26 protein-coding genes are annotated in these 26,650 nt (G+C 44.8%); 7 read left to right on the top strand and 19 right to left on the bottom strand.

Annotated elements, in window-relative coordinates:
* Positions 1-136 precede the first annotated feature (136 nt).
* The 5 genes from WKT00_RS00925 to WKT00_RS00905 all read right to left on the bottom strand — a co-directional run bounded on the left by WKT00_RS00925 (position 137) and on the right by WKT00_RS00905 (position 4,072).
* The gene (locus WKT00_RS00925; protein ID WP_101694583.1) at positions 137-970 is read right to left on the bottom strand and encodes an Mrp/NBP35 family ATP-binding protein; all 834 of its coding nucleotides are present in this window, start codon (positions 968-970) and stop codon (positions 137-139) included.
* Between the two features lie 5 nt (positions 971-975).
* Positions 976-1,353, bottom strand: coding sequence for a Rid family detoxifying hydrolase (locus WKT00_RS00920; protein WP_101694584.1), 378 nt, complete (start codon positions 1,351-1,353; stop codon positions 976-978).
* Positions 1,350-2,306 carry an ornithine cyclodeaminase family protein gene (locus WKT00_RS00915; protein ID WP_340260364.1) on the bottom strand — a complete coding sequence of 319 codons (957 nt, stop codon included), beginning with the start codon at positions 2,304-2,306 and terminating at the stop codon, positions 1,350-1,352. Before WKT00_RS00915 ends, WKT00_RS00920 begins: the two co-directional genes overlap by 4 nt.
* A gap of 64 nt (positions 2,307-2,370) precedes the next feature.
* Positions 2,371-2,991 (bottom strand): response regulator, encoded by a 621-nt coding sequence (locus WKT00_RS00910; RefSeq protein ID WP_340260362.1) that lies wholly within the window; start codon positions 2,989-2,991, stop codon positions 2,371-2,373.
* Positions 2,972-4,072, bottom strand: coding sequence for a sensor histidine kinase (locus WKT00_RS00905; RefSeq protein WP_173814140.1), 1,101 nt, complete (start codon positions 4,070-4,072; stop codon positions 2,972-2,974). The genes WKT00_RS00910 and WKT00_RS00905 overlap by 20 nt, the downstream gene beginning before the upstream one ends.
* Positions 4,073-4,230: 158 nt before the next feature.
* Here WKT00_RS00905 and WKT00_RS00900 point away from each other — a divergent pair, with 158 nt between their 5' ends.
* From WKT00_RS00900 to WKT00_RS00890, 3 genes are read left to right on the top strand one after another with little or no spacing between them, the layout of a single operon-like run.
* Positions 4,231-5,160 (top strand): ABC transporter ATP-binding protein, encoded by a 930-nt coding sequence (locus WKT00_RS00900; protein WP_101694588.1) that lies wholly within the window; start codon positions 4,231-4,233, stop codon positions 5,158-5,160.
* A 12-nt stretch (positions 5,161-5,172) separates the two neighbouring features.
* Positions 5,173-6,297, top strand: a complete 1,125-nt coding sequence (locus WKT00_RS00895; protein ID WP_340260358.1) for an ABC transporter permease — start codon at positions 5,173-5,175, stop codon at positions 6,295-6,297.
* A complete protein-coding gene (locus tag WKT00_RS00890) occupies positions 6,284-7,435 on the top strand; it encodes an ABC transporter permease (protein ID WP_340260356.1) in 1,152 nt (383 codons plus the stop codon). Before WKT00_RS00895 ends, WKT00_RS00890 begins: the two co-directional genes overlap by 14 nt.
* Positions 7,436-7,497: 62 nt before the next feature.
* On the opposite strand, the gene dnaJ is transcribed toward WKT00_RS00890, so the two are convergent.
* The 5 genes from dnaJ to WKT00_RS00865 all read right to left on the bottom strand — a co-directional run bounded on the left by dnaJ (position 7,498) and on the right by WKT00_RS00865 (position 12,856).
* Positions 7,498-8,685: a molecular chaperone DnaJ gene (gene dnaJ / locus WKT00_RS00885; protein ID WP_101694591.1), complete on the bottom strand. Its 1,188-nt coding sequence runs from the start codon at positions 8,683-8,685 to the stop codon at positions 7,498-7,500.
* A 2-nt stretch (positions 8,686-8,687) separates the two neighbouring features.
* Positions 8,688-10,562: a molecular chaperone DnaK gene (dnaK, locus tag WKT00_RS00880; protein WP_101694592.1), complete on the bottom strand. Its 1,875-nt coding sequence runs from the start codon at positions 10,560-10,562 to the stop codon at positions 8,688-8,690.
* A 53-nt stretch (positions 10,563-10,615) separates the two neighbouring features.
* Positions 10,616-11,245, bottom strand: coding sequence for a nucleotide exchange factor GrpE (gene grpE / locus WKT00_RS00875; RefSeq protein WP_340261529.1), 630 nt, complete (start codon positions 11,243-11,245; stop codon positions 10,616-10,618).
* A gap of 51 nt (positions 11,246-11,296) precedes the next feature.
* A complete protein-coding gene (gene hrcA, locus WKT00_RS00870) occupies positions 11,297-12,340 on the bottom strand; it encodes a heat-inducible transcriptional repressor HrcA (protein WP_101694594.1) in 1,044 nt (347 codons plus the stop codon).
* 222 nt (positions 12,341-12,562) lie between these two features.
* A complete protein-coding gene (locus tag WKT00_RS00865) occupies positions 12,563-12,856 on the bottom strand; it encodes a hypothetical protein (RefSeq protein WP_340260351.1) in 294 nt (97 codons plus the stop codon).
* 204 nt (positions 12,857-13,060) lie between these two features.
* Here WKT00_RS00865 and WKT00_RS00860 point away from each other — a divergent pair, with 204 nt between their 5' ends.
* Together WKT00_RS00860 and WKT00_RS00855 are read left to right on the top strand one after the other, a co-directional pair.
* Positions 13,061-13,792: an ABC transporter ATP-binding protein gene (locus WKT00_RS00860; protein ID WP_101694596.1), complete on the top strand. Its 732-nt coding sequence runs from the start codon at positions 13,061-13,063 to the stop codon at positions 13,790-13,792.
* Position 13,793: 1 nt separating this feature from the next.
* On the top strand, positions 13,794-14,639 hold the full coding sequence (locus WKT00_RS00855) for an ABC transporter permease subunit (protein ID WP_340260347.1): 846 nt from the start codon (positions 13,794-13,796) through the stop codon (positions 14,637-14,639).
* 11 nt (positions 14,640-14,650) lie between these two features.
* On the opposite strand, the gene WKT00_RS00850 is transcribed toward WKT00_RS00855, so the two are convergent.
* From WKT00_RS00850 to WKT00_RS00840, 3 genes are all read right to left on the bottom strand, one after another.
* A complete protein-coding gene (locus WKT00_RS00850) occupies positions 14,651-15,964 on the bottom strand; it encodes a replication-associated recombination protein A (protein WP_173814136.1) in 1,314 nt (437 codons plus the stop codon).
* A 61-nt stretch (positions 15,965-16,025) separates the two neighbouring features.
* Positions 16,026-16,739, bottom strand: coding sequence for a tRNA threonylcarbamoyladenosine dehydratase (locus WKT00_RS00845; RefSeq protein ID WP_340261527.1), 714 nt, complete (start codon positions 16,737-16,739; stop codon positions 16,026-16,028).
* A gap of 39 nt (positions 16,740-16,778) precedes the next feature.
* Entirely contained in the window at positions 16,779-17,555 is a 777-nt protein-coding gene (locus WKT00_RS00840; protein ID WP_445292928.1) for a polysaccharide deacetylase family protein, read from the bottom strand.
* Positions 17,556-17,715: 160 nt separating this feature from the next.
* On the opposite strand from WKT00_RS00840, the gene WKT00_RS00835 reads away from it, so the two are divergent.
* Positions 17,716-19,110: an MATE family efflux transporter gene (locus WKT00_RS00835; protein ID WP_101694599.1), complete on the top strand. Its 1,395-nt coding sequence runs from the start codon at positions 17,716-17,718 to the stop codon at positions 19,108-19,110.
* A 46-nt stretch (positions 19,111-19,156) separates the two neighbouring features.
* On the opposite strand, the gene WKT00_RS00830 is transcribed toward WKT00_RS00835, so the two are convergent.
* Both WKT00_RS00830 and WKT00_RS00825 read right to left on the bottom strand, forming a co-directional pair.
* The gene (locus tag WKT00_RS00830; RefSeq protein ID WP_340261525.1) at positions 19,157-19,741 is read right to left on the bottom strand and encodes a flavin reductase family protein; all 585 of its coding nucleotides are present in this window, start codon (positions 19,739-19,741) and stop codon (positions 19,157-19,159) included.
* 112 nt (positions 19,742-19,853) lie between these two features.
* Positions 19,854-21,500 carry a putative manganese-dependent inorganic diphosphatase gene (locus tag WKT00_RS00825; protein WP_101694601.1) on the bottom strand — a complete coding sequence of 549 codons (1,647 nt, stop codon included), beginning with the start codon at positions 21,498-21,500 and terminating at the stop codon, positions 19,854-19,856.
* Between the two features lie 176 nt (positions 21,501-21,676).
* Between WKT00_RS00825 and WKT00_RS00820 the strand changes: the two genes are divergently transcribed.
* Positions 21,677-22,375: a S1 RNA-binding domain-containing protein gene (locus WKT00_RS00820; RefSeq protein ID WP_101694602.1), complete on the top strand. Its 699-nt coding sequence runs from the start codon at positions 21,677-21,679 to the stop codon at positions 22,373-22,375.
* A gap of 99 nt (positions 22,376-22,474) precedes the next feature.
* Here WKT00_RS00820 and WKT00_RS00815 read toward each other — a convergent pair whose 3' ends face one another.
* The 4 genes from WKT00_RS00815 to WKT00_RS00800 are packed head-to-tail and all read right to left on the bottom strand — an operon-like array spanning position 22,475 to position 26,534.
* Entirely contained in the window at positions 22,475-22,897 is a 423-nt protein-coding gene (locus tag WKT00_RS00815; RefSeq protein ID WP_101694603.1) for a C-GCAxxG-C-C family protein, read from the bottom strand.
* 18 nt (positions 22,898-22,915) lie between these two features.
* On the bottom strand, positions 22,916-24,814 hold the full coding sequence (locus tag WKT00_RS00810) for an NAD(+) synthase (RefSeq protein WP_101694604.1): 1,899 nt from the start codon (positions 24,812-24,814) through the stop codon (positions 22,916-22,918).
* Between the two features lie 41 nt (positions 24,815-24,855).
* A complete protein-coding gene (hslO, locus tag WKT00_RS00805; protein WP_340260338.1) occupies positions 24,856-25,731 on the bottom strand; it encodes an Hsp33 family molecular chaperone HslO in 876 nt (291 codons plus the stop codon).
* Between the two features lie 26 nt (positions 25,732-25,757).
* Positions 25,758-26,534 (bottom strand): class I SAM-dependent DNA methyltransferase, encoded by a 777-nt coding sequence (locus WKT00_RS00800; protein ID WP_101694606.1) that lies wholly within the window; start codon positions 26,532-26,534, stop codon positions 25,758-25,760.
* Positions 26,535-26,650: the final 116 nt, after the last annotated feature.

The following is a 26,650-nucleotide window of genomic DNA, read 5'->3' as shown; positions in this document are numbered from 1 at the left end:
CTCGTTCTTCCTCCTCTGACCACCGTATCCTTCTTATCTTCCTCTTTGATTCTTCACCCTTTCTTCCAAAGAAAAAAAGAACACACGTTTGTATATTTCGTATTATACAAACGCATGTTCTTTTTGTCAATATCTCTTATAACTTATTCACCGCATCCGTCAGATACTCATTGCTCACCGAAGCAAATGCTTCTTTTTCTACCGCTTCCGCCAGCCTAGCATCAATCGGCATCTTTCCAAGCACTGGAATCTCAAGCTCCTGCGCCACCTCATCAACATGACTTTCTCCAAACACAGAGATCATCTTGCCGCAGTCCGGGCACACCAGATAACTATAGTTTTCTACAATTCCAAGCACCGGAATATTCATTTTCTTTGCCATATTATAAGCTTTCTTTACGATCATTCGAACAAGATCCTGCGGAGATGTAACAATCACAATCCCGTCTACCGGCAGAGATTGAAATACTGTAAGCGGAACATCACCGGTTCCCGGAGGCATATCCACAAACAGATAATCCAATTCTCCCCACATAACATCGGTCCAGAACTGTTCTACCACACCCGCAATCACAGGTCCTCTCCAAATCACCGGATCTGACTCATGCTCAAGCAAAAGATTCACCGACATAATCCTCGTTCCATCTTTCGCCTCACACGGAAACATTCCCGCTTCGCTTCCCTTGGCATTCTCGTGAATTCCATACATCTTCGGAATAGACGGACCTGTAATATCCGCATCCAAAATTCCAACGGAAAATCCCTGCTCCCGCATCAAGCGCGCCAGAGACGCCGTTACCATTGATTTTCCAACTCCACCTTTTCCGCTGACCACTGCAATCACATTCTTTACATGTGAAAAAGGATTTGCCGGTTTCTTAAAATCCTGAGGCTTACTGCTGCACGAATCTGCATGTGCACAGCCGGCACAGTCAGACGAAGTACAGCCGCTTTTCTGTTCTTCTGCCATATCTTTTACTCCTCCACTGCTGCAATTACTTCTACTTCACACAATACGTTCTTTGGAAGTGTCTTTACTGCCACGCAGCTTCTTGCCGGTTTCGATGTGAAATATTTTGCATACACTTCATTGAAAGCCGCAAAATCTCCCATATCTGCCAAGAAACAAGTTGTCTTTAATACCTTGTCATAAGAAGTGCCTGCTGCTTCCAGAACCGCGCCAATATTCTTGCACACCTGCTCTGTCTGCGCTTCGATGGTCTCTGCCTCTACCGCATCCACCTCCGGGTTAATTGCAATCTGTCCGGCAGAATAGAAAATTCCGCCGTGTACATATCCCTGTGAATATGGTCCCAATGCCTTTGGTGCTTTCTCTGTTGCTACAACTCTCATGCTAATCTCTCCTTTGCCATTTCTAAAATTTTCTGTGCGATGCATACGTCAAACAGTCCCATTCCTACGGATTTATAATACACTGTCTTACCTTCGTCTGCCCCCGCATCCGCTCCTGATGCCAAAAATTCATTCATCAGTACCGTCTGTTCTTCTTTCAGTCTTCCTTCCACCAGTGGCTGACTCAAATCCCCACTTTCTTCACAGGCATACGGAAGTTCGATGTACACCTTATCAACCAAATCCCAGATCGCGTCCGGGATCTCCCTCATCTGCGGCGTATAAGAACCGATTGCAATGATGCATTTTCCTCTCAGAAGTTCTTTATCATTCGGAAGAACCGGTGAAGTTGCGGGTGTTGTCGTACAGATAATCTCACTGTTCTTTACAAGCTCTTCCACTGTCTTACATTGTACTACCTCTACAGCCGGGTTATCAATAGCTTTTTTCAGACGCGCCAGATAGTCGGTAAGATCCCTGTCGCTGTGATTGTACACATAAACGGTGTGAATTTCACGTGCCGCACATGCATACAGCGCCTGATGGAACCCCTGCACTCCTGCTCCTACGATACCGACGGTGTGACAGTCTTTTCTGGATAAATGACGGACTGCCACTCCTCCAACCGCTCCGGTTCTCCACGCTGTAACAGCCTGTCCATCCAATACTGCCAACGGCTTTCCTGTCGTATAATCATTCAAATATACGATTCCGTCAATGGATGGAAGCCCAAGCTTTGCATTATCCGGGAAAATACTTAAAATCTTTGTTCCAATTATCTCTTTGGTATAACATGGCATATACATCATTGTCTTATTCGCATCTTCCACCGTAGGTCTTGGCGGCATATAGAAATCGCCGCTTCCGAAAATACGATAAGCCTCCTCAATCTGATCCATCATTCCATTCAAATCGACGACTTCCTCAATCCGTTTTTTATCAAGTACAAGCATTGTTGTTTCCCCTCCTTTTTCATACTTTGCTAATGCTAATTATAGCACACTCTTTGTTCATTTCCTATCTCACATTCAAATAATATACTGCCAACTGTGTTCGATCTCTTAGATCCATTTTCTCCAAAATCTGACTCACATAATTTCTGACAGTTCCTTCACTTAAGAACAGTCTCTTAGCAATCTCTTTATTACTAAGTCCCTCTGCCACAAGTGAAATCACCTTCTGCTCCTTCTCCCCGATCTCATACTCTGACCAGTCAAAACGCTTTCTTTCTTTTAAAAGTTCCGGAAGTTTTGCCGTGATTTCGGTTCCAAAGACACTTTGACCAGAATATACCACCTGCAGCGCCGACAAAATACTATGATAATCCTGTTTTAAAAGATAGCCTTTCACGCCGTACTTCAAAGCCTTCACAATATACTCATCATCCGAAAACGTAGTAAGAAGCAGGATCTTCGCCTGCGGATCCTTGCTTAAAATCTCCTCTGCCGCCTCTAATCCACTCATCTCTTTCATTCGTATATCCATAAGCAATACGTCCGGCTTCTGACTATGGTATAATTCCACCGCTTCCTTTCCATCCTTTCCCACGCCTGCAACCGTAACCTCTTCGCCCGACTCCAGGATCGTCTTAAGCGCCCCGGATACGAATGTATCATCATCAACAATTACAACTCTCATCTAAGCTTCCCCCTTCTTTTGGCACTGTAATATAAATACTAAATCCTTTCTCTGCAGTAATCTGGATTCTTCCGCCAAGCGCAGCCACTCTGTCCTGCATATTACGGATTCCAATTCCCGCCTTTTCTTCTCCGTCCGTTTCCTTTACTCCACACCCATTATCTTCTATAATAAGCTGATAAAGTCCCGGGTGCTCTCTCACTACAATATCCACCCTGTCAGCTTTGCTATGCTTTGCAATATTGCTTAAGGCTTCCTTTACAATGGCGATAAAACTATATTTTACCTCCCTGGGAATCACGTAACCCATATCATAACTTAAAGATACCGGACAAAATGTATTCGCCTCTGTGAGGCTTAAAAGAACCTCTTTTAAATTCACTGAATCATCATAAAGATCATGCACACTTTCCCGCACGCTGGTCATCGCTGTATGAAGCGTCCCTTCCAGCTGCTCCAACGGCTCTTCCAAATTCCCTTCCCGATTTACCGCCTTCATAGCGCCCACCATGAGAATCGCTCTGGACAACATATGACCTACGTTATCATGGATTTCTCTTGCAATACGATTTCTCTCCTTTAACGTAGCTGTATAAATCTCATAATCCTGATTCTTCAGCAGGTTCTGATTTTTTTCCTTCAATTTTAGATTCAGCTCCATGCTGTCATCTCTTATCTTACGGTATTCTTCTGCAAGCTTTTCACACTTCCTGCTTTGGTAGAAAAGCACACAGGCAAATCCACAGCCACATATTAAAAGAACAAAAATTTCCACATCTCTTCCAACATAAAAGTATGCACAGATAATGCCAAGAACGATACCGGCTCTGCCCCAGCCCTTTTTTAACATCTCATATAAAACTGCCGGAGCAAATAGCAAAAAGTCCGGGAAGCAAACAGCAGCCAGCAAATATAATCCCGTCGTTATCGTTAAAATTCGTTTTGAAACAATCGTATTTCCCAAACAAATATAGATCAGCGTTACCAAAAATGCAGCTACAAATTTCATATCTGCCGGAACCCTCATCAGAAAGATAAAACTATATAGCATTAATAATCCTTGTTCTATGAACTGCCCCATAACTATTCCTCATTCTCTACTTTCGGGATTTTCTCTGTCACCATGACATTTGTCATATAAAACTATGACGTGCGACACTACCATTATAAACACAGAAAACCTATACTACAAGTAACAAAAGTCACGATTCTAATTTGACACAGAAAGGATAGATTCTAATGATTCACATTGAAAATCTGGTAAAACGCTATGGTTCTTTCGTAGCCCTTGACCACTTAAATCTACAGATTCAGGAAGGAGAAATCTTCGGACTTCTTGGTCCGAATGGATCCGGCAAAACCACGGCAATCTGCTGCCTTCTTGCTCTTCTTAAATATGATAAAGGACAGATTACCATCTTTGGAAAAGAAATGCAGCCTGATCGCTATGATATCAAGAAGGATATCGGCGTTGTTATGCAGAATGTCGCCGTTTTTGAACAAATGTCTGTCTGGGAAAATATTGACTACTTCTGCGGTCTGTATGTAAAAGACAAAGCAAAGCGAAGAGAGCTGGTAGAAGAGGCCATTCGCTTTACAGATCTGGAAGAATATAGAAAGGCCCGTCCCAAAAAGTTATCCGGCGGACTGCTTCGAAGACTGAACATCGCCTGCGGCATCGCACACAAACCCAGGCTCATCATTCTAGATGAACCAACCGTTGCAGTTGATCCTCAGAGCCGCAACAAGATTCTGGAAGGGATACAGGAATTGAACCGTCAGGGTTCCACCATCATTTACACTTCCCACTACATGGAAGAAGTAGAACAAATCTGTTCCCGCATTGCCATCATCGACCATGGACGTGTGTTGGCAACAGGTACCACCGAAGAATTAAAAAATATGATTAAGACCGGTGAAACCATTACCATAGAGGCTGTTGCTGCAGATGAACATCTGCTTGAAAAACTTCAGACTCTTCCGCATGTATTTGACATTTCCTACGAAAAACAAGTTCTGAAAATCCGCTTAAGCAGCGGCAGACATAATCTGGTACGCATTTTAAATTTTCTTACAGAGCAAGACATTTCCTTTGGTCGGGTATTCTCTGAACTTCCCACTTTGAACGATGTCTTTCTGGAAATCACCGGGAAAAAATTGCGAGATTAGGAGGCTTATTTTATGTTATTTCTATTCAAATACCGCTTTTTGCAAACGGTACGGGATCTTCCTATTATGTTTTGGGCTTTGGCGTTTCCACTCATCCTCGCTACCCTTTTCTATTTTAGTTTTGGAAGAGCCGGACTTTCTGCTACAGGAGAATCCAAATGGGAGGCTGTAAAAGTATGTGTGATAGATCATTCTCCTGCCTTTTCTTCTTTTCTGCAGTCCATGGACGGCGATGCGCTTAACATCCTGCCGTCTGCCTCAGAAAAAGAGGCGCTCCAAATGCTGGATGAAGGTACCATTGCAGGGATCTACTATGCAGGCGAGACGCCTTCCCTCACCGTTGGAAGGAATGGCTTAAATGAAAGTATTTTAACTACAATGCTGGATACTTATAACCAGAATGCTGCTATCTTTAAAAAAATCGCCGAAACACATCCAGAGAATCTTCCTGCTGCCATCCAAAGCAGTCAGGACTATCGGCAGCTGGTTTACGAGACCACTTTAGGCGGAGAAACGCTAGACCCAAGCGTACAATACTTTTTTGCTCTGATTGCCTACGCCTGTCTCTCCGGCGCCTTCCTTGGTGTCCGGGCAAGTTTTGACAGCCAGGCAAATCTTACTGCCTTAGGCGCAAGAAGGAGCGTTACGCCCACGCACAAACTGACCCTCATTCTCATTGATATGCTCGTACTGGTAACCATTCATTTTGCAAACATTATGATACTTACCATTTATATCGGGAACGTACTTGGTATCAGCCTCGGAACAGACTATACGTCTCTTCTCCTTGTAAATTTCATGGGAAGTTTGATCGGAATCACCATGGGACTTGCCTTTGGTTCTCTTACAAAACTGTCTCTTAATATCAAGATGAGTCTGACCGTAGTAATCACACTGCTTCCAAGCTTTTTGGCCGGACTTATGTTCGCCAACATGAAAAACATCATAGATCAACATGTGCCTTTCATTAACCGGATCAACCCGGCGGCGGTGTTAAGCGATGCCTATTATTGCATGGGCGTATACCAGGATATGGATCGTTTTGTCCGATGTATCGTGACACTGGTTATTATGAGCATTCTGTTTCTGACCGCTGCATTCCTAGGTATAAGGAGGGAACGCTATGACAGTATTTAAAGGATTTTTGACGATAACCAAACGGAACCTCGGCATGATGTTCTTATACATTGCAGTCTTCCTTACCATCAGTATTTTTGTCTCAAAAACACTCGGCGACTCCGACCTGTCAGGCTTTACAGCCAAGCGCCTTAATATTGCCGTTATTGATCGAGATGAAAGTCTCCTGTCAAAAGGATTGAAAAATCATCTTCGTCAGTTCCATCATGTCAAAGACGTCCCTGATGACGCTGCCGTTTTACAGGATAAACTCTTCTACCGGGACATTTACTACGCAGTAATTATCCCTGAAAATTTTGAACAAAACTACACAAAAAATACCGAAAAACTTCCCGTAATAAAAGTTCCGGGGAGCACTTCCGGACACTATGTAGATCAACAAATCAACACATTTTTAAACAATATACGAACACTGACTGCCGGAGGATTCTCCGCCTCTGAAGCGTTGGAATACACAGAAGAATCCCTCTCTTTTCGTCCGAATGTAAGGCTGATTGATCAAACCGGACACAATGGAAATATGGCAAAACATGCCTATATGTTCCAATACATACCCTACATCATTTTGTCGATCCTCTGCTACATTTTGAGTTATATCATGCTTTCTTTCGGCAACAAGGATGTGAAGAACCGTATTCTTTGTTCCTGTACCTCGACACGCAGCATGAATCTCCAGCTCATCCTGGGGCACATTGTAATCGGCCTTGGTATCTTCCTCATCTGTGTCAGTATGCCCGCCATTCTGTACCCGAAAGATTTTTTAACGGATACCAACCTGCCTTATTATCTAATAAACAGTTTTCTAATGATGCTGGTTGCTTTATCCATTGCATTTCTCATCAGTTCTTTTCCACTGAGGGAAGAGACGATCAATGGAATCGTTAATGTAGTTAGCCTGGGAATGTCTTTTATCTGCGGCGTATTCGTCTCCATGGACATTCTCGGTAAAGGTGTGAAAACGCTGGCTCGTTTCCTGCCAGTCTACTGGTATGAAATCGTCAATAACCTTTTAGCCAGAAACCACTCCCTTTCCGCATCCCAAACAAACGAACTTTGGCAGTGTTATGGCATTCAGCTTCTCTTTGCTCTTTCTTTTCTAGCTGTCGCAATGGTGATTCGAAGAAAGAGGCCTTCATAAAATATGAAAAAGTGCAGCTCATAGGTATTCCTTCCTAATAAGCTGCACTTTTTTCACTTTATTTAATCATCAAAGGCTTCTTTGACTTTATCCATAAAGCCCTTCTTCTTTTTGCTTCCTTTTCCTGCAGGCTCTGTACTCTCTTCTCTTCCCAGTGAATTGCCTGTCAATTCATCAAACTTACGAAGTGCCTCTTTGGCCTCAGCGCTTAAGTGTTCCGGTGTCTGGATCACCAGTGTTACATAGTGGTCACCTCTCACCTGTGCATTCCGAAGGGACGGAACCCCTTTTCCTTTCAAACGCACCTTGGTATCTGTCTTGGTGCCCGGCTTTACATTGTAGATCACTTCTCCGTCCACCGTCTTAATCCGGATATCAGCTCCAAGAGCTGCCTGCGCAAACGTAATCGGCACTGTGGAGAAAATGTGCATATCCTGGCGCTGGAAAATCGGATGTCTGGACACCGTCACTTCTACCAGAAGATCTCCTCTTGGTCCGCCATTTACGCCCGGTTCTCCTTTTTCCCGAATCCGAACGCTCTGTCCATTGTCAATACCAGCCGGAATGGATACGGAAATCTTCTTTCGGTTGGAAATGTAACCCGTTCCGCCGCAGTCCGAACATTTTTCCCGAACAATCTTACCGCTTCCATGACAATCCGGACAAGTCTGAACGTTCTGAACTGTTCCAAAGAAGGACTGCTGTGTATAAACAACCTGTCCTTTTCCACCACATTTCGGGCAGGTCTCCGGTGATGTTCCCGGCTTCGCACCCGTTCCGTTACACTTCGGACACGGATCCTTCAGTACAACGTCCAGCTCTTTTTCACAGCCAAATACAGCTTCTTCAAACGTAATTCTAACGCTTTTTCGGATATTCATGCCTTTCATAGGGCCTTGATTTGCACGGCCGCGCCTTCCGCCGCCAAACAGATCCCCGAAAATATCTCCAAAGATATCACTGAAATCTGCGCCATTAAAATCAAATCCGCCGAAACCGCCTGCTCCTCCAGCTCCGCCTTCGAACGCCGCATGACCAAACTGATCATACTGGCGGCGCTTCTCTGGATCACTCAAGATTGCATAAGCTTCTGAAGCTTCTTTGAATTTCTTCTCAGCTTCAGCATCACCCGGATTCACATCCGGGTGATACTTCTTAGCTACCTGTCTGTATGCTTTTTTCAGAGTTGCCTCATCTGCGTCCTTGCTGACGCCTAAGACTTCGTAGTAGTCTCTCTTTGTTTCTGCCATGATTATACTTCCTTATAGTCCCCGTCTACAACGTCGTCGCCCTGGAATCCTTCTGGAGCCGGACCTGCTCCTGCTCCCATATCCGGTCCTGCACTCTGAGCGCCTGCTGCTGCGCCAGCCTGCTCATACATCTTTGTAAACAGTTTCTGTGCACTTTCTGTTAATTTCTCTTTTCCAGCTTTGATCTCTGCAATCTCTGCATCCGTCATGCTTTCCATGTTTACTTTTTCCAACAGCTCTTTCAATGCCTTACAGTCTGCTTCTACAGCTGCCTTATCAGCTCCGTCAAGCTTATCGCCTACTTCGCCGAGCGCTTTTTCTGTCTGGAACACCATAGCGTCCGCTTCATTCTTAGCATCAATTCCCTCTTTACGCTTCTTATCCTGCGCTTCAAATGCTGCTGCTTCTTTTACTGCTTTATCGATATCTTCATCAGACATATTAGAACCTGCAGTAATCGTAATATGCTGTTCTTTTCCTGTTCCAAGGTCTTTTGCAGATACGTTTACAATACCGTTTGCATCGATATCGAAGGTTACTTCGATCTGCGGTACTCCACGTGGAGCTGGTGCAATTCCATCCAGTCTGAACTGTCCGAGGGACTTGTTGTCTCTTGCGAACTGTCTCTCACCCTGTACTACGTTGATATCTACTGCTGTCTGATTATCAGCTGCCGTAGAGAAGATCTGGCTCTTCTTTGTCGGAATTGTTGTATTTCTTTCAATCAATCTTGTAGCAACACCGCCCATTGTCTCAATAGACAGAGAAAGTGGTGTAACATCAAGAAGAAGGATATCGCCTGCTCCTGCATCTCCTGCCAGTTTTCCTCCCTGAACAGATGCTCCAAGAGCCACACACTCGTCTGGATTCAGAGACTTACTTGGCTCTTTTCCAGTAAGACGTTTTACTTCTTCCTGTACTGCCGGAATACGTGTAGATCCTCCAACCAAAAGTACCTGACCAAGCTCGGAAGCTGTAATTCCAGCATCAGAAAGCGCTCTTGTTACAGGCTCAGATGTCTTTAATACCAGATCATGTGTCAGTTCATCAAATTTTGCTCTCGTAAGGTTCATATCAAAATGTTTTGGACCTTCTGCTGTTGCAGTGATGAATGGAAGGTTAATGTTCGTTGTAGTTGCGGAAGAAAGTTCTTTTTTCGCTTTCTCTGCTGCTTCTCTTAATCTCTGAAGAGCCATCTTATCAGTAGACAAGTCTACACCTTCCTGTTTTTTAAACTCTGCGATCATGTAATCTGTAATCTTCTGGTCAAAGTCATCTCCACCAAGTTTGTTATTACCTGCTGTAGATAATACTTCGATAACACCATCTCCAATTTCGATAACAGATACGTCGAAGGTACCTCCACCCAAGTCGTATACCATGATCTTCTGCTCTTTCTCATTATCCAGTCCATATGCAAGCGCTGCTGCTGTAGGCTCATTGATGATACGCTTTACATCAAGACCTGCGATCTTACCTGCATCCTTGGTTGCCTGACGCTGAGCGTCGTTAAAGTAAGCCGGTACTGTAATAACTGCTTCTGTTACTTTCTCTCCCAAGTAAGCTTCTGCATCTGCCTTTAACTTCTGAAGTGTCATTGCAGAAATTTCCTGTGGGGAATATTTCTTATCATCAATTGTTACTCTGAAATCAGAACCCATCTCTCTTTTAATAGAAGAAATGGTTCTCTCTGCGTTCGTAACTGCCTGACGTTTTGCAGGCTCTCCTACTAGACGCTCTCCGGTCTTTGTAAATGCTACAACAGATGGTGTCGTTCTTGCACCTTCTGTATTTGCGATTACGGTCGGCTGTCCACCTTCCATAACGGCTACACAACTATTTGTGGTTCCTAAGTCAATACCTATGATTTTACCCATGATGTTTTCCTCCTATTTTATACTATTGTTCCATATACTACTGTTTTGGAAATTTAGTTTGCTACCTTTACCATACTGTGTCTCACAATAGAGTCACGGTAGGCGTACCCTTTCTGGAACTCCTCTGTGACAATATTCTCACCAAAGTTCTCGTCTTCCACGTGCATCACTGCATTGTGAAATTCCGGGTCAAATTCTTTCCCGACTGCCTCGATCGGTTTTACTCCAACCTCTTCCAATGTCGTCATCAGCTGTTTATACACCATCTCCATTCCCTGAACGAAAGGATTTTCCTTTTCCTCTTCCCCGACTGCACCCAGTCCGCGTTCAAAGTTATCAACGACTGGAAGGATCTTATCTATGATATCTTTCGCACCTACTTCGTACATATGAGATTTTTCTTTCTCCGTACGCTTGCGGAAGTTATCAAACTCTGCCATCTGACGGGTAAGTCGATCCGTCAGTTCCTCGATCTTCTCATCTTTTTTATCTTTCTTATTCTTTTTGCCAAACAGTTTTTTGCCGGACTCTTTGGAATCTTCCGTCTCTTTTTGGCCTTCTTCGGTATCTTCGGTATTTTCTGCGTCTTCAGAAGCAACTTCATCTGCCGCTTTCTCATCCTCGGAAGGAGCTCCTGACGCTTCGGCTGCTTTTTTTGCTTCTTCCACAGCTTCTTTTACCATTTCCTCCTGGCTTTTTTCCTGATTGTTTTCCAAGGGTACATCCACCTTTCTTTATTCTTTCTTATGAAACATCTGATCCAGTTCATTCTGAAGACGCTTCATAGACTTTAATACATGTTCATAATCCATTCGCTTCGGCCCGATAATTCCGATGGTTCCCTTCATGCCGTCTCCCAGTTCATAGGTTGCGGTCACTACGCTGCAGTCTTTCATGGTCTGAACCGGCGTCTCATTTCCGATATAAACCTGAATTCCTGTATTGTCCTCCTGCGAAAGGGTCTGTGTTACCAGCTCTGTAAGCTGCTGTTTTTCCTCAAATGCACTGATGATCTCCTGGGCGCTCTGCTTATCGGAAAGCTCCGGATATTTGAAAATATTCGTCGCGCCGCTGGTGTAAATCTGCATATCTTCATCAACCTGTATCGCGTCTGCCACTGCATCAAGTACATTTCCAACCACCTCACTGTGAATACCGGCCTGTTCCTTTAATCTGGCAATCAAACCCAGATTAATCTCTTCAATCGGCATCCCGGTCAGTGTTGTATTCAGAAGCATATTCAGCTTTAACAGGTTTTCATTGCTGATTGGCTCTGCAATATTAATAATCTTATTCTTAATCACATTGCCGTCCAGCACGATGACCGCAATCACCTGCTCTGCATCCACCATGGAAAGCTGGATGAATTTCAGCTTGTTGGCATTGACCATCGGTGTTGATACCATAGTCGCATAATTCGTACTGTTAGCCAGCACACGCGCCGCCTGCTTTAACAGCTGTTCCATCTTGTCTACCTTCTGGAGCATCTGCTCCTGCATCTCGCTAAGCTCCTGTTCTTTCTCCTGCATCAGCATATCAACATACAACCGATAGCCCTTGTCCGAAGGGATACGTCCCGCCGACGTATGAGGCTGAATGATATATCCCATCTCTTCTAAGTCGGCCATCTCATTACGGATCGTTGCAGAACTCAAATTCAAATCTGTATACTTGGAGATCGTTCTGGAACCAACCGGCTCTCCGGTCTCTAAATAAGTCTGAATAATCGCATGAAGAATCTTTAACTTCCGATCGCCAAGACTTTGTTCTGATACCATCAATCCTCCTCCTTTCGGCTTTTGTAGGTTATTAGCACTCTTTTATTTTGAGTGCTAACATCTTTCGATTATTAATGTAGCACTACGTTTTTCATTTGTCAACCGTGTTTATACAAATTTTATCAATTTAACCCACCATTTAAATGCTATCCGTCTTTGTCTTTCTATAAAAAAGACCCTGTACCTTTTTCTCAGATACAGAGCCTTCTCTTTTCTTATTTTTTAGCTTAATTCTACCTTCTGTGCCTCTTCTGATTTAAACTCATTCTCAAGATCGTAGATATTATGACCTGTGGACTCTCCTAATACTTTGCCTTCCAGAGAATAGCAGCGAATAAATCTTTTCACATCGATACTGGACCAATGTTCCACATCCCATGTAAGATATCCGTCTTCATCAGACTTTTTCTCCTTCAAATAGAGATCCACCTGACGGCCGTTTCTCATCAGCTCAATCAGTCCCTTTGTCCCCTCTACTTCCACTTCTTCTTTGTTTACCGTATCGTATACTTTCATTTGGGTTCCCTCCTGTAACACGCATTCTAGGCCGGATTCACTTCCGCCTCGTTCTTCTGTGTCTCATTATACCCCTTTGCCGCGCAAAAGGAAAGTCTGAAATCACTTTCCTCTGCCCAAATTTCCTCTTGACAAATAAATCTTCCAGTTATATGATTGTATCAACTAAATAATACAACAGAACAATAATACAGGAGGTAACCTATGAGTGTTATTTTAAGAACGAATCATCTGACCAAGCGCTATGGTCACCGAACCGTTGTAGACAATCTGTCCATGACGATACACGAAGGAGATATTTATGGTTTTATCGGGAAGAACGGAGCCGGAAAGACAACTTTAATCCGTATGATTACCGGTCTTGCCGCTCCAAGCGACGGTAACCTTCTTCTATTTGGCAGTTCTAATCTTCTGGAAGGAAGAAAGCAGATTGGAACCGTCATCGAATCACCTGCGCTCTATCCGGGCATGACTGCCAGAGAGAATCTAATCACCCAATGCAAACTGCAGGGGGTAACAGATGAATCCCAGGCTGATTCCATCCTGACTTTAATCGGACTTTCGGATACCGGCAAAAAAAAGGTCAAAGATTTCTCACTGGGAATGCGTCAGCGCCTTGCCATCGGTCTTTCTCTCGTCGGCAACCCGAAGCTCCTTGTACTGGATGAACCAATTAACGGACTGGATCCGGAAGGCATCAAAGAAATCCGTGATCTGATCTTAAAGCTCAATCACGACCGCAACATCACTGTACTGATCTCTTCTCACATTTTAGGGGAGTTATCAAGACTTGCTACCCGCTACGGCATCATACACCGTGGACGTCTGATTGAAGAATTTACAGAAACCCAGCTCTTTGAACGCTGCCATACCAAGGACGGCAAAGCAGAGATGGATTTGGAAGAATACTTTTTAAATGCAATTGGAGGAAAATAGAATGATTCATATTATAAGAAGTGATTTTTATAAATTAAAGAAAGCCCGTTACTTTTGGATCTGCCTGATGGCCAGCATTCTGCTGGCAGTCGTCACCATCTTCATCCTGGACTTTACCTACAAAGTGGCAGGCGAACAGATGAAAGCTTCGATGGCTTCACAGGAACAGGCTCTGCAGGAAAATGGCTTTAATATTTCCACCGATGGCGTCCCTTCAAGCTATGAGGAATTGACTGCTTCCAGTCAGATGGTCAGCTTTTTCGCTGGAAATACACCACTGATCCTTGCCATCTTAATCTCCCTGTTTGTGGGCAGTGAATTTAACAATGGCACCATCAAAAATATGGTGTCCAAAAATTACAGCCGAACCAAAATCTACGCTTCCAAGCTGATAACCAGCTGCGCCGCTGCCATTTTCTTCGCCTTGGTATCTGCTGCTGCATCTGCTGTTACGGCAACGGCTCTCTGGGGATTTGGAGAGACCCCCGATGGATACTGGGCAGAACTTTTTGCCTCTGCTACTTTAGAACTTCTGCTTTTATGTGCATTTGTCTCTATCTTCGTAATGTTTGCCATGCTGATTCGTCAGAACGGAGGCGCACTTGCTGCCAGCATTGGATTTTTAGAGTTCTTCTATCTGTTTGTAGTCCTTGGTGAAGCTTTAATCAACAAGATTTTTGATCAGGATCTGGCGCTGTCCAACTATCTGATCGACGCCAATATGTCTGCCATTGCCGCAGGTCTTAACCACACGGTCGTTACAAGAAGTCTCCTCGTCGGTCTTGGATTCTTCGCCGTAGCTGCTGCCATCGGACTGATCAGCTTCCAGAAACGAGACATTAAATAAGCTTCTCCTTGTTACTCCCGAAGATACTTCATCCATGCCTGGATCTCTTTTTCGTGGCCATTCTCACTAGCCTCATAGAATCTGGCATTCTTTATTTCATCCGGCAGATACTGCTGTGCCACATAATGTTTCGGATAATCATGAGCATAGCAGTATCCTGTTCCGTGCCCCATATTCGCCGCTCCCGGATAATGGGAATCCTGCAGATGAACCGGCACTGTCGTCTTTTTACTTTTCACACTGTCCATAGCTGCAAAGATAGCATTGCAGGCCGAATTACTCTTCGGTGCAGTCGCTACATAAAGCACTGCCTGGGACAGAATAATCTGCGCTTCCGGCATTCCAACCCGCTCTACTGCCTGCGCTGCCGAAACCGCCACCGTAAGCGCCATAGGATCTGCATTTCCCACATCTTCAGAAGCGCAGATCATAATGCGCCTCGCGATAAACTTAATGTCCTCCCCTGCATACAACATTTTCGCCAGATAGTAAACAGCTGCATCTGGATCACTTCCTCGCATACTCTTAATAAATGCCGAAATCGTATCGTAATGATTATCCCCTGTCTTATCGTAACGAACCACCCTCTTCTGAATACACTCAGATGCAACGTCAAGTGTCAGATGGATTTTACCGTCTTCACTTCTTTGTGTCGTAAGTACACCTAATTCCACCGCATTCAGTGCGCTTCTTGCATCACCGCCTGCGATATCAGCCAGAAAGTCAAGCGCCTCTTCCTCAATCACCGCCTGATAGCTTCCCATTCCCTTCTCCATATCGTAAACTGCCCGTTTCAAGAGAACCTTGATATCTTCTTTTTCCAGCGGCTTCAATTCAAAGATACTGGACCTGGAAAGCAGAGCCCCGTTCACTTCAAAATATGGATTTTCCGTGGTTGCTCCTATTAAAATGATGGTTCCATCCTCCACAAACGGAAGAAGGTAATCCTGCTGTCCCTTATTGAACCGATGAATCTCGTCCACAAACAGAATCGTCTTCTTCTGGTACATTCCCAGCGTTTCCTTCGCCCGTTTCACGACCTCTTCCATATCTTTCTTTCCGGCAACCGTCGCATTGATCTGGGTAAATTCTGCACTGGTCGTATTGGCAATCACCTTTGCAAGGGTCGTCTTTCCTGTGCCCGGAGGTCCGTAGAAAATAATGGAACTTAATTTATCTGCTTTAATCGCCCGGTAGAGAAGCTTATCCTTTCCGATAATGTGCTGCTGTCCCACCACTTCCTCTAACGTTACCGGACGAAGTCTCGATGCCAGGGGCGCTTCTGTTTCCATATTTTTTTCTCTCACATAATCAAACAAATCCATGGTTGTACCTCTTTCTTTTACACGAATTTCTCTTATCTTTTTGTCTTTTTAAAGCTTTCTTCTACGCCAAAAGATCCCGGATCACTTCTCCGGCAATCAAAAGTCCCGCTACCGGCGGAACAAAGGATACGCTGCCTGGAATCTGACGCCGGTTTCCTTTCTCTTCCTTCGTCTCTTTTCCCCGGATATCTATCGGCTTCTCCGGAGAATACAGAACCTTCAGATGGAAAATTCCTCTCGCTTTTAGTTCTTTGCGCATAACCTTGCACAGAGGGCACACGGATGTTTTACTGATATCCGTAATCGTAAACATTTCCCCGTGGAGCTTATTGCCAGTTCCCATACTGCTGATCATCGGAATTTCTTCCTTTTCTGCCTTTTCTGCTAGCGCCAGCTTTGCCGTTACCGTATCAATGGCATCAACAATATAATCCGGCCGCTCCTGAAAGATCTCCTCCAGATTTTCCGGCAATACGAAACACTCATAAGTCACTACCTCGGTCTCCCTGCAAATATCTGCAATCCGCTCCTTCATCACCTGCGTCTTGTACTTTCCAATGGTGCTGTGATAGGCAATGGACTGACGGTTAATATTCGTCAGCGATACCGTATCGTTATCCACCAAAATCAGTTTCCCCACACCGCTTCTTGCCAGCGCTTCTATACAGTGGGATCCCACACCTCCTACACCGAGCACCATTACACAGACATTCCGAAGCTTCTGTACTCCTTCCTGTCCCAATAATAACTCTGTTCTTGAAAATTCATTTATCATCATCATCGCTCTTTTCTATTTCATTTTCCTGCCGGCTTTTCAGCAGCCTAAAATCAGCTGATCCACCGTTACAAATTCGTAGCCCTCTGCCTTTAGCACATCCACAATCTGAAGGGCTGCATCTACACTGGACTCATAACAGTCATGTAATAGAATGATATCATTTTCCCCTGCCTGCGTCACTACCTTATTCACAATTTCCTCCACATTCTTTGTTGTCCAGTCCAAAGGATCAATGGTCCACATCACCGGCAGCACATCAATCTCCTGCTCCAATTTCTCCTGCCAGACTCCAAAAGGGGGTCTCATATATTCCACATGTTCTCCCAAAATCTCATAGATCACCCGATCCATCTCCTTTAGTTCCTCTCTGGCTTTCTCATCCGGAAGCTTGGTAACATCCACATGATGATACGTATGATTTCCGATCAGATGCCCCTCTTCTTTTACCCGTCTTACCAGATCTTGATTCCTTTCTGCTGATTCTCCGATCATAAAAAAAGAAGCTTTTACGCCCCGCTTTTGCAGTCCCTCTAACAGCTTTTCTGTATACCGGCTTGGTCCATCATCAAAGGTCAATGCTATCTTTGGCGGAAGGTCTCTTTGCATCTTTCCTGTTTTTTCTTCCGCTTCTTTTTCCATGACTTCTGCCTCCACAGCCATTTCTTCCCGCCCTGCCTCAACGAAAGAAGATACCACCTTTTCTTTCTCCACTTCCAGTCCCGCAGGCAGTAGTGATCCTCCCCATAAGCGCAGCAGACAAATGGTAAGAAAGAACCCGCATAAGATCTGATATTGCTTCAAATATTTCATCATTTTCCCCAAACAAACTCTTTCTCCTATCTATATGAAATTTCAAAAAATAGTATGTCGCACATTGCAATATAATTTTTCTGATGCTATACTATTTGTCACGGGTGTCAAATTTCTTTGACACTTTTTCTATTGACTTTTCATGATATAAAGGAGGTACACTATGTCAGAAAATCATACGACCGAGGCTTCTGTTGCCGAGAACAAGATGGGGGTCATGCCCATTCCGAAGCTTCTGATTACCATGTCCCTGCCCATGATGCTTTCCATGCTGGTGCAGGCGCTCTATAATATCGTAGACAGTATGTTCGTCGCTCAGTTAAGTGAAGATGCGCTGACTGCTGTCTCTCTTGCCTTTCCGATTCAAACGCTGATGATTGCCATCTCCTCCGGTACCGGAGTTGGTATCAATGCACTGTTATCTAGAAACCTTGGCGAAAAGAACTTTGAGGGCGCCAACAACGCCGCAAAGAACGGATTATTCTTAAGTATTGTAAGCTGTATCATCTTTGCCATCGTCGGAGGACTGGGATCACACCTTTTCTTTACGTTGCAAACGGACAATCCGACCATCATCAAATACGGAACGGAATATATGACGATTATCACCGTCTGTTCTGCCGGAATCTTCCTGCAGATCACTTTTGAACGATTGATGCAGTCTACCGGAAAAACAATCTACAATATGATTACCCAGGGAACCGGTGCAATTATCAATATCATTCTCGACCCGATTATGATCTTTGGTCTGTTCGGATTCCCAAGACTGGAAGTTGCCGGTGCGGCCATCGCAACCATCTGCGGACAGGTTGTTGCCGTAATCATGTCCTTCTACTTTAACCATAAGAAGAACAAAGAGATCAATATCAATATGCGCGGATTTCGCCCACACCTTCATACCATTGCAGTCATCTATGAGGTTGGTATCCCCTCTATTATTATGCAGGCAATCGGTTCTGTTATGACCTTTGGCATGAACAAAATTCTGCTGATGTTCTCTTCCACTGCAGCCGCTGTATTCGGAGTCTACTTCAAACTGCAAAGCTTTATCTTTATGCCGGTATTCGGACTCAATAATGGAATGATCCCGATTATCGCTTACAACTACGGCGCCAAAAGTAAAAAGAGAATCACCCAGACCACAAGACTTAGCGTCATCATTGCCGTTCTCATTATGATCGTTGGTCTGATCATCTTCCAGGCAGCTCCTGCGTTCCTTCTTAAGAATCTTTTTGATGCTTCTGAAAATATGCTGGAAATTGGTGTTCCGGCTCTTCAGATTATCAGCTTAAGCTTTTTATTCGCGGGATACAATATTATTGTAGGTTCTGTATTCCAGGCTCTTGGAAATGGTGTTTACAGTCTGCTGGTTTCCGCAGCCAGACAGCTGGTTGTCATCCTTCCGGTGGCATACCTCTTCGCTAAAATCTTCGGACTTCATATGGTATGGTGGTCCATTCCTTTGGCTGAAATTGTATCGCTTCTGATGTCCACGGTACTGCTAAAACGGATTTATCGTCTGAAAGTTAAGCCGCTGGAACAGGAAGCAACTCTATAAGCATTAAAAAAGACACGCCTTAAAAGCGTGTCTTTTTTGCTGAACTCTATTTTTTCTCTGTCTTCTTTTTCTTCTTTTGTCCGCGTCCGGAAGGCGCTTTTTTCCGAACGCTCCACCCAAAGGTACCAAGACTTTTCCCAAGGCTTAGATATTCCCCGTGAGAGTAAGCCAAAAGCCCTGTAGCATTCAGCTGAAACTTCCCGTTCTCATCCAGATATCTTTCATCTACCTGCACAGCCTTCACTTCTGCCAGGAACATATGATGGGTTCCCAGTTCTTTTACTTCCGTTACCTTACACTCTATATTCACCGGGCTTTCCTCGATAATCGGCGCATAGGAAAGCGCCTTTGCCTTTCCCTTTGTCAGATGCATTTCTTTCCATTTATCCACATCCCGTCCAGACCTCACTCCGCACCAGTCTGTCGCCTTTGCCAGTCGTTCGGTAGTGAGATTGACTACAAACTCTCCCGTTTCCCGGATCATATGGTAGGTATGCCTCTGAGGACGTACCGAGATATAAAGCATCGCCGGATCCGAACAAATGGTACCCGTCCACGCCACCGTCAGGATATTTGCCTCACCTTTTTCGTCTGCTGCACTTACCATCACCGCCGGAAGCGGATAGAGCATGTTGCCGGGGCGCCAGACTTGCCTGCCGCCTGACTGCTCCTTTATTTGCCCCTTTATTTGCTTCTTTGTTTCTTTCTTATTCACAATTCTTCCCTGTCCCTTTTCTTCTTAATTACTGCTGCAGCGCGCCGACCAACGTCGGGATCAGCTGCTTCTTTCTGGATACAACACCTTTTAAGATGATTCGCTCCGCATCCTCAGGAAGATCAAATGCATCTGCAATATACGATCTGGCTCCGTGACCGCAGCAGATGATCTCCGTCGATTCGTCCAAAATATCCGTCAGCATAAAGTAGATCATCTGCAAGCTGTGTGTCTCCAAAACCTTAGGAAGATGCGGAACCAACACTTCTTTGATCTCCTGAAGTTCTTCCCGGTTCATCGAGTTGATCTGTCCAACCCCAAATACGATATCATTTACCGTAAACTGTTTGAAATCCTGGAAACAGATCTCATCTGCCGTCTTTCCACAGAGACTGCTTCCTGCGCGGAACATTTCCTGCGCCATATTCTCCAGTTCAATTCCTGCAATCTTTGCCAGTTTCTTCGCAGTTCTTTCATCTACTTCCGTGCAGGTTGGCGAGCGGAACAAAAGCGTATCCGAGATGATTGCAGAACACAAAAGCCCTGCGATCGTCGGCGTCACCTTTACCTTCGCCTCTTCATACATCTGATACACAATCGTTGCCGTACATCCCACCGGCTGATTCCGGAAAAATACTGGTCCCATCGTCTCAATATTTCCCAGTCTATGATGATCAATAATCTCTATAATATCCGCCTCTTCAATCCCGTCTACCGCCTGAGACTTCTCATTGTGATCCACTAAAATGACTTTCTTTTTGCTCACATCCATAAATCTTCGTCTGGAAATAAAGCCTTTAAACCGTCCATGCCTATCCAGAATCGGGAAGTCACGGAATTTCTTCTTCGTCATTACATCCTTAATATCTTCCACATAATCGCTCATCCGAAATGTTACCAGCGGAGTCTTGGTCATAAAATGCTTCACCGGGATACTTTGGTTAATCAGACGCGCTACCGTAAAAGTATCGTGGGGCGTGCTGATAATCACAATACTCTGCTCTTCTGCTTTGCGGATCAAAGCCGGCGGTACCTGCGCGCCCTGGCAGATTACCAGACAGCTGGCGTCAATATCCACCGCACACGCCTGTGCTTCATAGCGGTTCCCCAGAATAACCAGATCATCTTTTTCGATAAACTCTTCCATTAAATCCGGATTGGATGCCGCAATCGTCACTTTTCCCTTCGTAAAATACCCATGATCATTTCCCGTAATCAATGTACCATCCAGTGTCTTGATGATATTCTTATATTGCGTTCTCGCCTCTGCAAGAATCCGGCTATCATACACTTCCATATAAGAAGTAGCAATATCACCAGTGGAAATCACACCTACCAGTTCCTCGTCTTTCAGAATCGGAATGGTCTTGACATTGTTCTCCTTCATCTTCGTCCAGGTATCCTTAATGGACACATTGGGGGCAACCCCCTCAATTTTATGAATATCCATATCTTTTACCTGCAGTTTAACATTGGCAAGAAGCGGCGGTGCATCCACACCGAAACGCTGCAGTACGTAATGCGTCTCTTCATTAATCTGGCCTGCCCGCCTTGCTGTGTATTCCTGTCCTGTAATCTCCCGTTTCAGATTTGCATATGCGATCGCCGAACAAATAGAATCCGTATCTGGATTCTTATGTCCCACAACATATACTTTTCCTGCCTTCTTTCCCATAAATCTACTCCTCATGTTCATACTTATACCGTAAAGCTTGCCACCTTTTCCCCATTTCGTCAACCACAAATCCTTAGATAAATGTTTTTTTCTTTGAACAACTCTGCCATTCTATGTTATACTAAAACTAATATGTATTACAGACATTAGAATTGTCAACAGAAAGGGAAGAAGAAATGAGCGAAGAATTATTACACGAAGAAACACACACAGAAGAAAACTCCATGACCATGGCAGATCTGGAGGATCATTTTGACGATGCAAATCCTTGGAACCTTGTCACTTCCTATATGGAAAAAGGCACCATCCTTCCTGTGAAAGTAGAAGGAATCGTAAACGGCGGAGCCATTGCCATGGTAGAAGGCCTGCGTGGATTTATCCCGGCATCCAAGCTGTCCTTATCCTACATCGAAGATCTGGAAACCTATCTTTTGAAAGATATTGAAGTCAGAGTCATCGACGTTAATCAGGCAGATAACCGTCTGGTTCTCTCCGCCCGTGAGATTTTAAAAGAGCGCGAGCTGAAAGAAAAAGAAGAAAAAATTGCTAATGTAAAAGTCGGAAGCGTTATCAGCGGAACAGTAGAAAGCCTGCAGAATTATGGTGCATTCATCCGCCTGGAAGATGATCTGTCCGGTTTGGTTCACGTATCTCAGATCAGCCAGAAGAGAATCAAATTCCCAAAAGATGTATTAAATGTAGGTGATGAAGTACAGGTGAAGATCATCGGTGTCAAAGACGGCAAGATCAGCTTGAGCATGAAAGCTTTAGAAGAAGTCAAAGAAGAGGAAGAGCCTGTAGAAAAAGTAGAAATTCCGAAGGCTGAAAATATCGGAACCAGCCTGGGTGATCTGTTCAAAAATATTACACTGTAATATCCATACATAGAATTTTCCATAGGATTAAAATGCAATTGGGGACGGAGTTTTTTGAAAAAACCTCCGTCCCCAATTGCGTAAAACATCATATCAACACTATCTGTCTAATATTTCTGCCAGGTATTCCTCTGTCAGCGCCGCTGCGTCTTCCACGCACTTGGTACAGCACACCAGCGGCTGCGGACCATCCACATTCTTTAAATCCCGACAGTAGATGGAGCGATTCTCCTGCTGGAATTTTTCCGCTGCATCCCGGAACTTCCGGTACGTATCCATCTTCGTTGCAAGCGGACGATCCATCTCTCCTGCGCTGTTTGCCAGACTGATGGTCAAAAACATTCCCATCACAGCACCGCAGGTATCTTTCAGACCGCCGATTCCGGAACCAAATCCTTCTGCTAGCCGAAACATATCTCTTTCTGGAATTCCCAGTTCTTCACAATAAGTACAGGCAACTGCCTGACAGCAATTGTATCCTTTTTTAAACTTCTCCACTGCGATTTCTTTTTTCGATTCCATTTTCCACATCTCCCTCTGTTATCTGCGTGTCCACAAAGCGAAGCTCGCATCACTTGGCATCCGCCAATCTCCTCTTGGTGACAATGCCACGGTTCCCACCTTCGGACCATCCGGTAAACAGGAACGTTTAAACTGCTGTGTAAAGAATCTTCGGCAGAACGTAGAAAGCCATTTTTCGATTACCGCCTCTTCATAAGTTCCTTCAAATGCATACTTTGCCAACCGGAAGATTTTATCCGGCTCATATCCAAAACGCAGGAAATAATATAAGAAGAAATCATGCAGCTCATAAGGTCCTACCAGATCTTCCGTCTTCTGTGCAATCTCTCCGTCTTTCGGCGGAAGCAGCTCCGGACTGACCGGCGTATCCAGCACATCATACAAAACTTCTCGTAATTCTTGATCTTCACAGGTATCTGCATAATACTGTACCAAATAACGCACCAATGTCTTCGGAACAGAGCCGTTCACACCATACATGGACATATGATCTCCATTGTAGGTCGCCCATCCAAGCGCAAGTTCTGACATATCTCCCGTTCCGATAACCAGGCCGCCATTTTGGTTTGCCACGTCCATCAACACCTGCGTACGCTCTCTTGCCTGTGCATTTTCATAGGTGACACTGTGATCTTCCATGTCATGCCCAATATCCCGAAAATGCTGTTCTACCGACGCTGCAATCGGGATCTCACGAAGAGAAGCTCCAAGCTTTCTCGACATCTTGCAGGCATTTTGATAGGTTCTATCCGTCGTTCCAAAACAAGGCATCGTCACTGCCTCAATCCCATTTCTTGGAAGTCCCAGCGCATCGAACGCTTTCGCCGTTACCAAAAGCGCTAATGTGGAATCCAAACCACCGGAAATTCCCACTACTGCATGCTTCGTTCCGGTATGATCCAACCTTTTCTTCAGTCCCATTGACTGAATGGTCAAAATCTCCCCGCAGCACTTTTCCCGTGCTTCTTTCTCTTCCGGCACAAACGGCATCTGAGAAATCTTCCTTGTCAGCACCGTATCTTCTGCCATCACATGAAACGGTACCCGCACCAGCGACTTTTCCGCTGTCGCCTGGAAGGTCGTATTTTTCCGCCGTTCACTGACAATCCGATTCAAATCCAGTTCGGAATAAATCACGCCGTTTTGGAAACACTTGCTGCTTTCCAGCACACTTCCGTTCTCCGCAATAATATTATGTCCGCCAAACACTAAATCTGTCGTGGACTCTCCTTCTCCTGCATTCGCATAGAGGTATCCACAGATCAGACGAGCCGACTGCCCTGCAATCAAACGATTTCTGTAATCCGTCTTTCCAATCGTCTCATCACTGGCAGAACAGTTGACAATCACCGTCGCACCTTCTCTTGCCGCCCGGATACTCGGTGGAATCGGAGACCATACGTCCTCGCAGATCTCTGCGGAAACGATCAGTTCTTCTATCTCATCCGACACATACAGAATCTGTGGGCCAAACGGCACCTTCTCTCCATCAAATAAAATTTCTTCTGCTTCCCTGGGACCGGGACGAAAATGACGCATCTCATAGAATTCTCCATAATTTGGCAGGAACATCTTCGTCGTAAATCCTAGAACCTTTCCGCCACTGACAGCCGCTGCCACATTGTAAAGAGCCCCGTCCACGGAAAGCGGCGCTCCCACAAAATACAGTCCATCCTTTCCCCTGGTATGCTCTGCGATCACACGGATCGCCTGTTTTGCCTCCTTTACTAAAAGGTCCTGCGCAAATAAGTCTCCACAGGTATAGCCCGTCACGCACAACTCCGGAAATACGGTCACTTTTGATTTCTGCGCTGCCGCCTCATCAATCAGTCGACAAATTTCTCTGGTGTTATACTCCACATCTGCCACTTTGATATCCGGCGTTGCAGCCGCCACCTTAATAAAGCCATGTTTCATTTTTGCTTCTCTTCCTTCCTCACTGCTTTCCTATCTTCCATCTATCTGCTGTTCTTTATAATCCGATTCAAATCTTCTACCGTATATTGATATGCCGTATTACAGAAATGGCATTTTACTTCGATATCTTTTCCTTCCTGAATCATTTCCTGAATCTCTTTTTTCCCAACACTGGCAACCGCACGCTCCACCCGTTCCTTTGAACAGTTGCAGTAAAACTGTGTCGGTATGGTGTCTGTGATTTCAAGACCCAGATCGCCAAGCAGAGCTTCCAAAAGCTGTTCCGGCGTATATCCCTGATCGAGAAGCGCCGTTACAGATGTGACGTCCTTTAGATTCTCCTCCAGCTTACAGATCACTTCTTCTGTAGCAAATGGCATCAGCTGAATAATAAATCCGCCTGCGCAGCGAACGGTATTGTCTTTTTCCATGAGCACTCCAAGTCCTACGGATGACGGCACCTGCTCAGAATTTGCAAAATAATAGGTCAGATCTTCTGCAATCTCGCTGGTCACTAAAATCGTCTGTCCAGAGTAGGGTTCTTTCAGTCCCATATCTTTAATCACCTGCAAAAGACCAATTCCAACCGCTCCGCCTACATCCAGTTTGCCATTCTTTGGCGGAAGCATCACATCCGGATTGCCTGCATACCCTTTGACATTTCCTTTACTGTCTGCTGTGACGGTCAGCCCTTCAATGGGCCCGTCCCCTCTTACCTGCAGCGTCAGCATATCTCCTTCATTCTTCATCATACTTCCCATAATGGCTCCCGCCGTTAAAAGGCGTCCTAAAGCAGCTGTAGCCACTGGGCTTGTCGCGTGATGAACTCTCGCCGTCTCCACACACGCTCTTGTCGTCGCGGCAAATGCCCGGATCTGCCCATCTGCTGCCGTTGCTCTTACAATATAATCCTTCATTCTTCTTCGTCCTTTCCTATTCTATCTTATCTTTTTATCTTGTCCTTCTTTCCACATTCCCTTGCAGCCACCGTAATGCGCTCACTCTTACTGGTTGGCTCTTCCAGGGTATAAGCATCATATGCTGCTTCAAAGATCAATCCTCCCGCCGCCAGAAGCTCTTTCATCTGCTCCAGCGTATAGGCTCTCTGATAATGCAGCTCCTGATACTTCCGATAGAGACTTTTCTGTTCTTCACACTGTACAAACAGAGTCAGCTCATACTCATTGATTTCCTCTTCCTCATCGTAATAATTATCCCAGATAAAACTACATGCTTCCCGATCTTCTGCAATCACCTGATCACCTAAGATCTCCTGATACTTATACTTCGTATTAAAATCAAAAAGGAACACACCGTCGGGATCTAAATAGTTATTCACCAAGCGGAATACCTCCGCCAGATCCTCTTCCTCCGTCACGTAATTGACACAGTCACATACGCTTACTACCGCCCGAACAGTTCCGTAAAGTTCAAACTCCCGCATATCCTGAAGAAGATACAGGATATCCCTCCCGGTCTTTTCCTTCTTCTCCTGCGCCAGTTCCAGCATATCTTCTGAATTATCTATGCCGATCATATCGTAACCTTTTTCTGACAGGATCTGTGTCATACTCCCGGTTCCGCATCCAAGCTCCATCACCAGACCGTCTTCGATTCCATACTCTTTTAACCGTTCTTCCAGATAGTCTGCCCATTCCTGATAGGGAACATTATCCATAAAAGTATCATATACTTCCGCAAAACTTGTATATGCTTCCAAGCGTCTCCTGCTCCTTTCCGTCATCCTTTGTTTTTCATACGTTATTTATTTTACCATATCCGGCTCTTCCTTTCTAGGAAAATATATGGCAGAAAATACTGGCGGAAAATATATAA

The organism is Dorea sp. ICN-14282 (assembly GCF_037890115.1).
GTDB lineage: Bacteria > Bacillota > Clostridia > Lachnospirales > Lachnospiraceae > Dorea_B > Dorea_B phocaeensis.
The sequence above is the reverse complement of the archived record's forward strand: the minus strand, read 5'-3'. Positions and strand labels throughout refer to the sequence as shown.

What these genes read in the sequence shown, in the direction of transcription:
- WKT00_RS00925 (WP_101694583.1), bottom strand. Translation starts at nt 970, where the DNA reads ATGGCAGAAGAACAGAAAAGCGGCTGTACTTCGTCTGACTGTGCCGGC.
- WKT00_RS00920 (WP_101694584.1), bottom strand. Translation starts at nt 1,353, where the DNA reads ATGAGAGTTGTAGCAACAGAGAAAGCACCAAAGGCATTGGGACCATAT.
- WKT00_RS00915 (WP_340260364.1), bottom strand. Translation starts at nt 2,306, where the DNA reads ATGCTTGTACTTGATAAAAAACGGATTGAGGAAGTCGTCGATTTGAAT.
- WKT00_RS00910 (WP_340260362.1), bottom strand. Translation starts at nt 2,991, where the DNA reads ATGAGAGTTGTAATTGTTGATGATGATACATTCGTATCCGGGGCGCTT.
- WKT00_RS00905 (WP_173814140.1), bottom strand. Translation starts at nt 4,072, where the DNA reads ATGGGGCAGTTCATAGAACAAGGATTATTAATGCTATATAGTTTTATC.
- WKT00_RS00900 (WP_101694588.1), top strand. Translation starts at nt 4,231, where the DNA reads ATGATTCACATTGAAAATCTGGTAAAACGCTATGGTTCTTTCGTAGCC.
- WKT00_RS00895 (WP_340260358.1), top strand. Translation starts at nt 5,173, where the DNA reads ATGTTATTTCTATTCAAATACCGCTTTTTGCAAACGGTACGGGATCTT.
- WKT00_RS00890 (WP_340260356.1), top strand. Translation starts at nt 6,284, where the DNA reads ATGACAGTATTTAAAGGATTTTTGACGATAACCAAACGGAACCTCGGC.
- dnaJ (WP_101694591.1), bottom strand. Translation starts at nt 8,685, where the DNA reads ATGGCAGAAACAAAGAGAGACTACTACGAAGTCTTAGGCGTCAGCAAG.
- dnaK (WP_101694592.1), bottom strand. Translation starts at nt 10,562, where the DNA reads ATGGGTAAAATCATAGGTATTGACTTAGGAACCACAAATAGTTGTGTA.
- grpE (WP_340261529.1), bottom strand. Translation starts at nt 11,245, where the DNA reads ATGGTAAAAGAAGCTGTGGAAGAAGCAAAAAAAGCAGCCGAAGCGTCA.
- hrcA (WP_101694594.1), bottom strand. Translation starts at nt 12,340, where the DNA reads ATGGTATCAGAACAAAGTCTTGGCGATCGGAAGTTAAAGATTCTTCAT.
- WKT00_RS00865 (WP_340260351.1), bottom strand. Translation starts at nt 12,856, where the DNA reads ATGAAAGTATACGATACGGTAAACAAAGAAGAAGTGGAAGTAGAGGGG.
- WKT00_RS00860 (WP_101694596.1), top strand. Translation starts at nt 13,061, where the DNA reads ATGAGTGTTATTTTAAGAACGAATCATCTGACCAAGCGCTATGGTCAC.
- WKT00_RS00855 (WP_340260347.1), top strand. Translation starts at nt 13,794, where the DNA reads ATGATTCATATTATAAGAAGTGATTTTTATAAATTAAAGAAAGCCCGT.
- WKT00_RS00850 (WP_173814136.1), bottom strand. Translation starts at nt 15,964, where the DNA reads ATGGATTTGTTTGATTATGTGAGAGAAAAAAATATGGAAACAGAAGCG.
- WKT00_RS00845 (WP_340261527.1), bottom strand. Translation starts at nt 16,739, where the DNA reads ATGATAAATGAATTTTCAAGAACAGAGTTATTATTGGGACAGGAAGGA.
- WKT00_RS00840 (WP_445292928.1), bottom strand. Translation starts at nt 17,555, where the DNA reads ATGATGAAATATTTGAAGCAATATCAGATCTTATGCGGGTTCTTTCTT.
- WKT00_RS00835 (WP_101694599.1), top strand. Translation starts at nt 17,716, where the DNA reads ATGTCAGAAAATCATACGACCGAGGCTTCTGTTGCCGAGAACAAGATG.
- WKT00_RS00830 (WP_340261525.1), bottom strand. Translation starts at nt 19,741, where the DNA reads ATGCTCTATCCGCTTCCGGCGGTGATGGTAAGTGCAGCAGACGAAAAA.
- WKT00_RS00825 (WP_101694601.1), bottom strand. Translation starts at nt 21,500, where the DNA reads ATGGGAAAGAAGGCAGGAAAAGTATATGTTGTGGGACATAAGAATCCA.
- WKT00_RS00820 (WP_101694602.1), top strand. Translation starts at nt 21,677, where the DNA reads ATGAGCGAAGAATTATTACACGAAGAAACACACACAGAAGAAAACTCC.
- WKT00_RS00815 (WP_101694603.1), bottom strand. Translation starts at nt 22,897, where the DNA reads ATGGAATCGAAAAAAGAAATCGCAGTGGAGAAGTTTAAAAAAGGATAC.
- WKT00_RS00810 (WP_101694604.1), bottom strand. Translation starts at nt 24,814, where the DNA reads ATGAAACATGGCTTTATTAAGGTGGCGGCTGCAACGCCGGATATCAAA.
- hslO (WP_340260338.1), bottom strand. Translation starts at nt 25,731, where the DNA reads ATGAAGGATTATATTGTAAGAGCAACGGCAGCAGATGGGCAGATCCGG.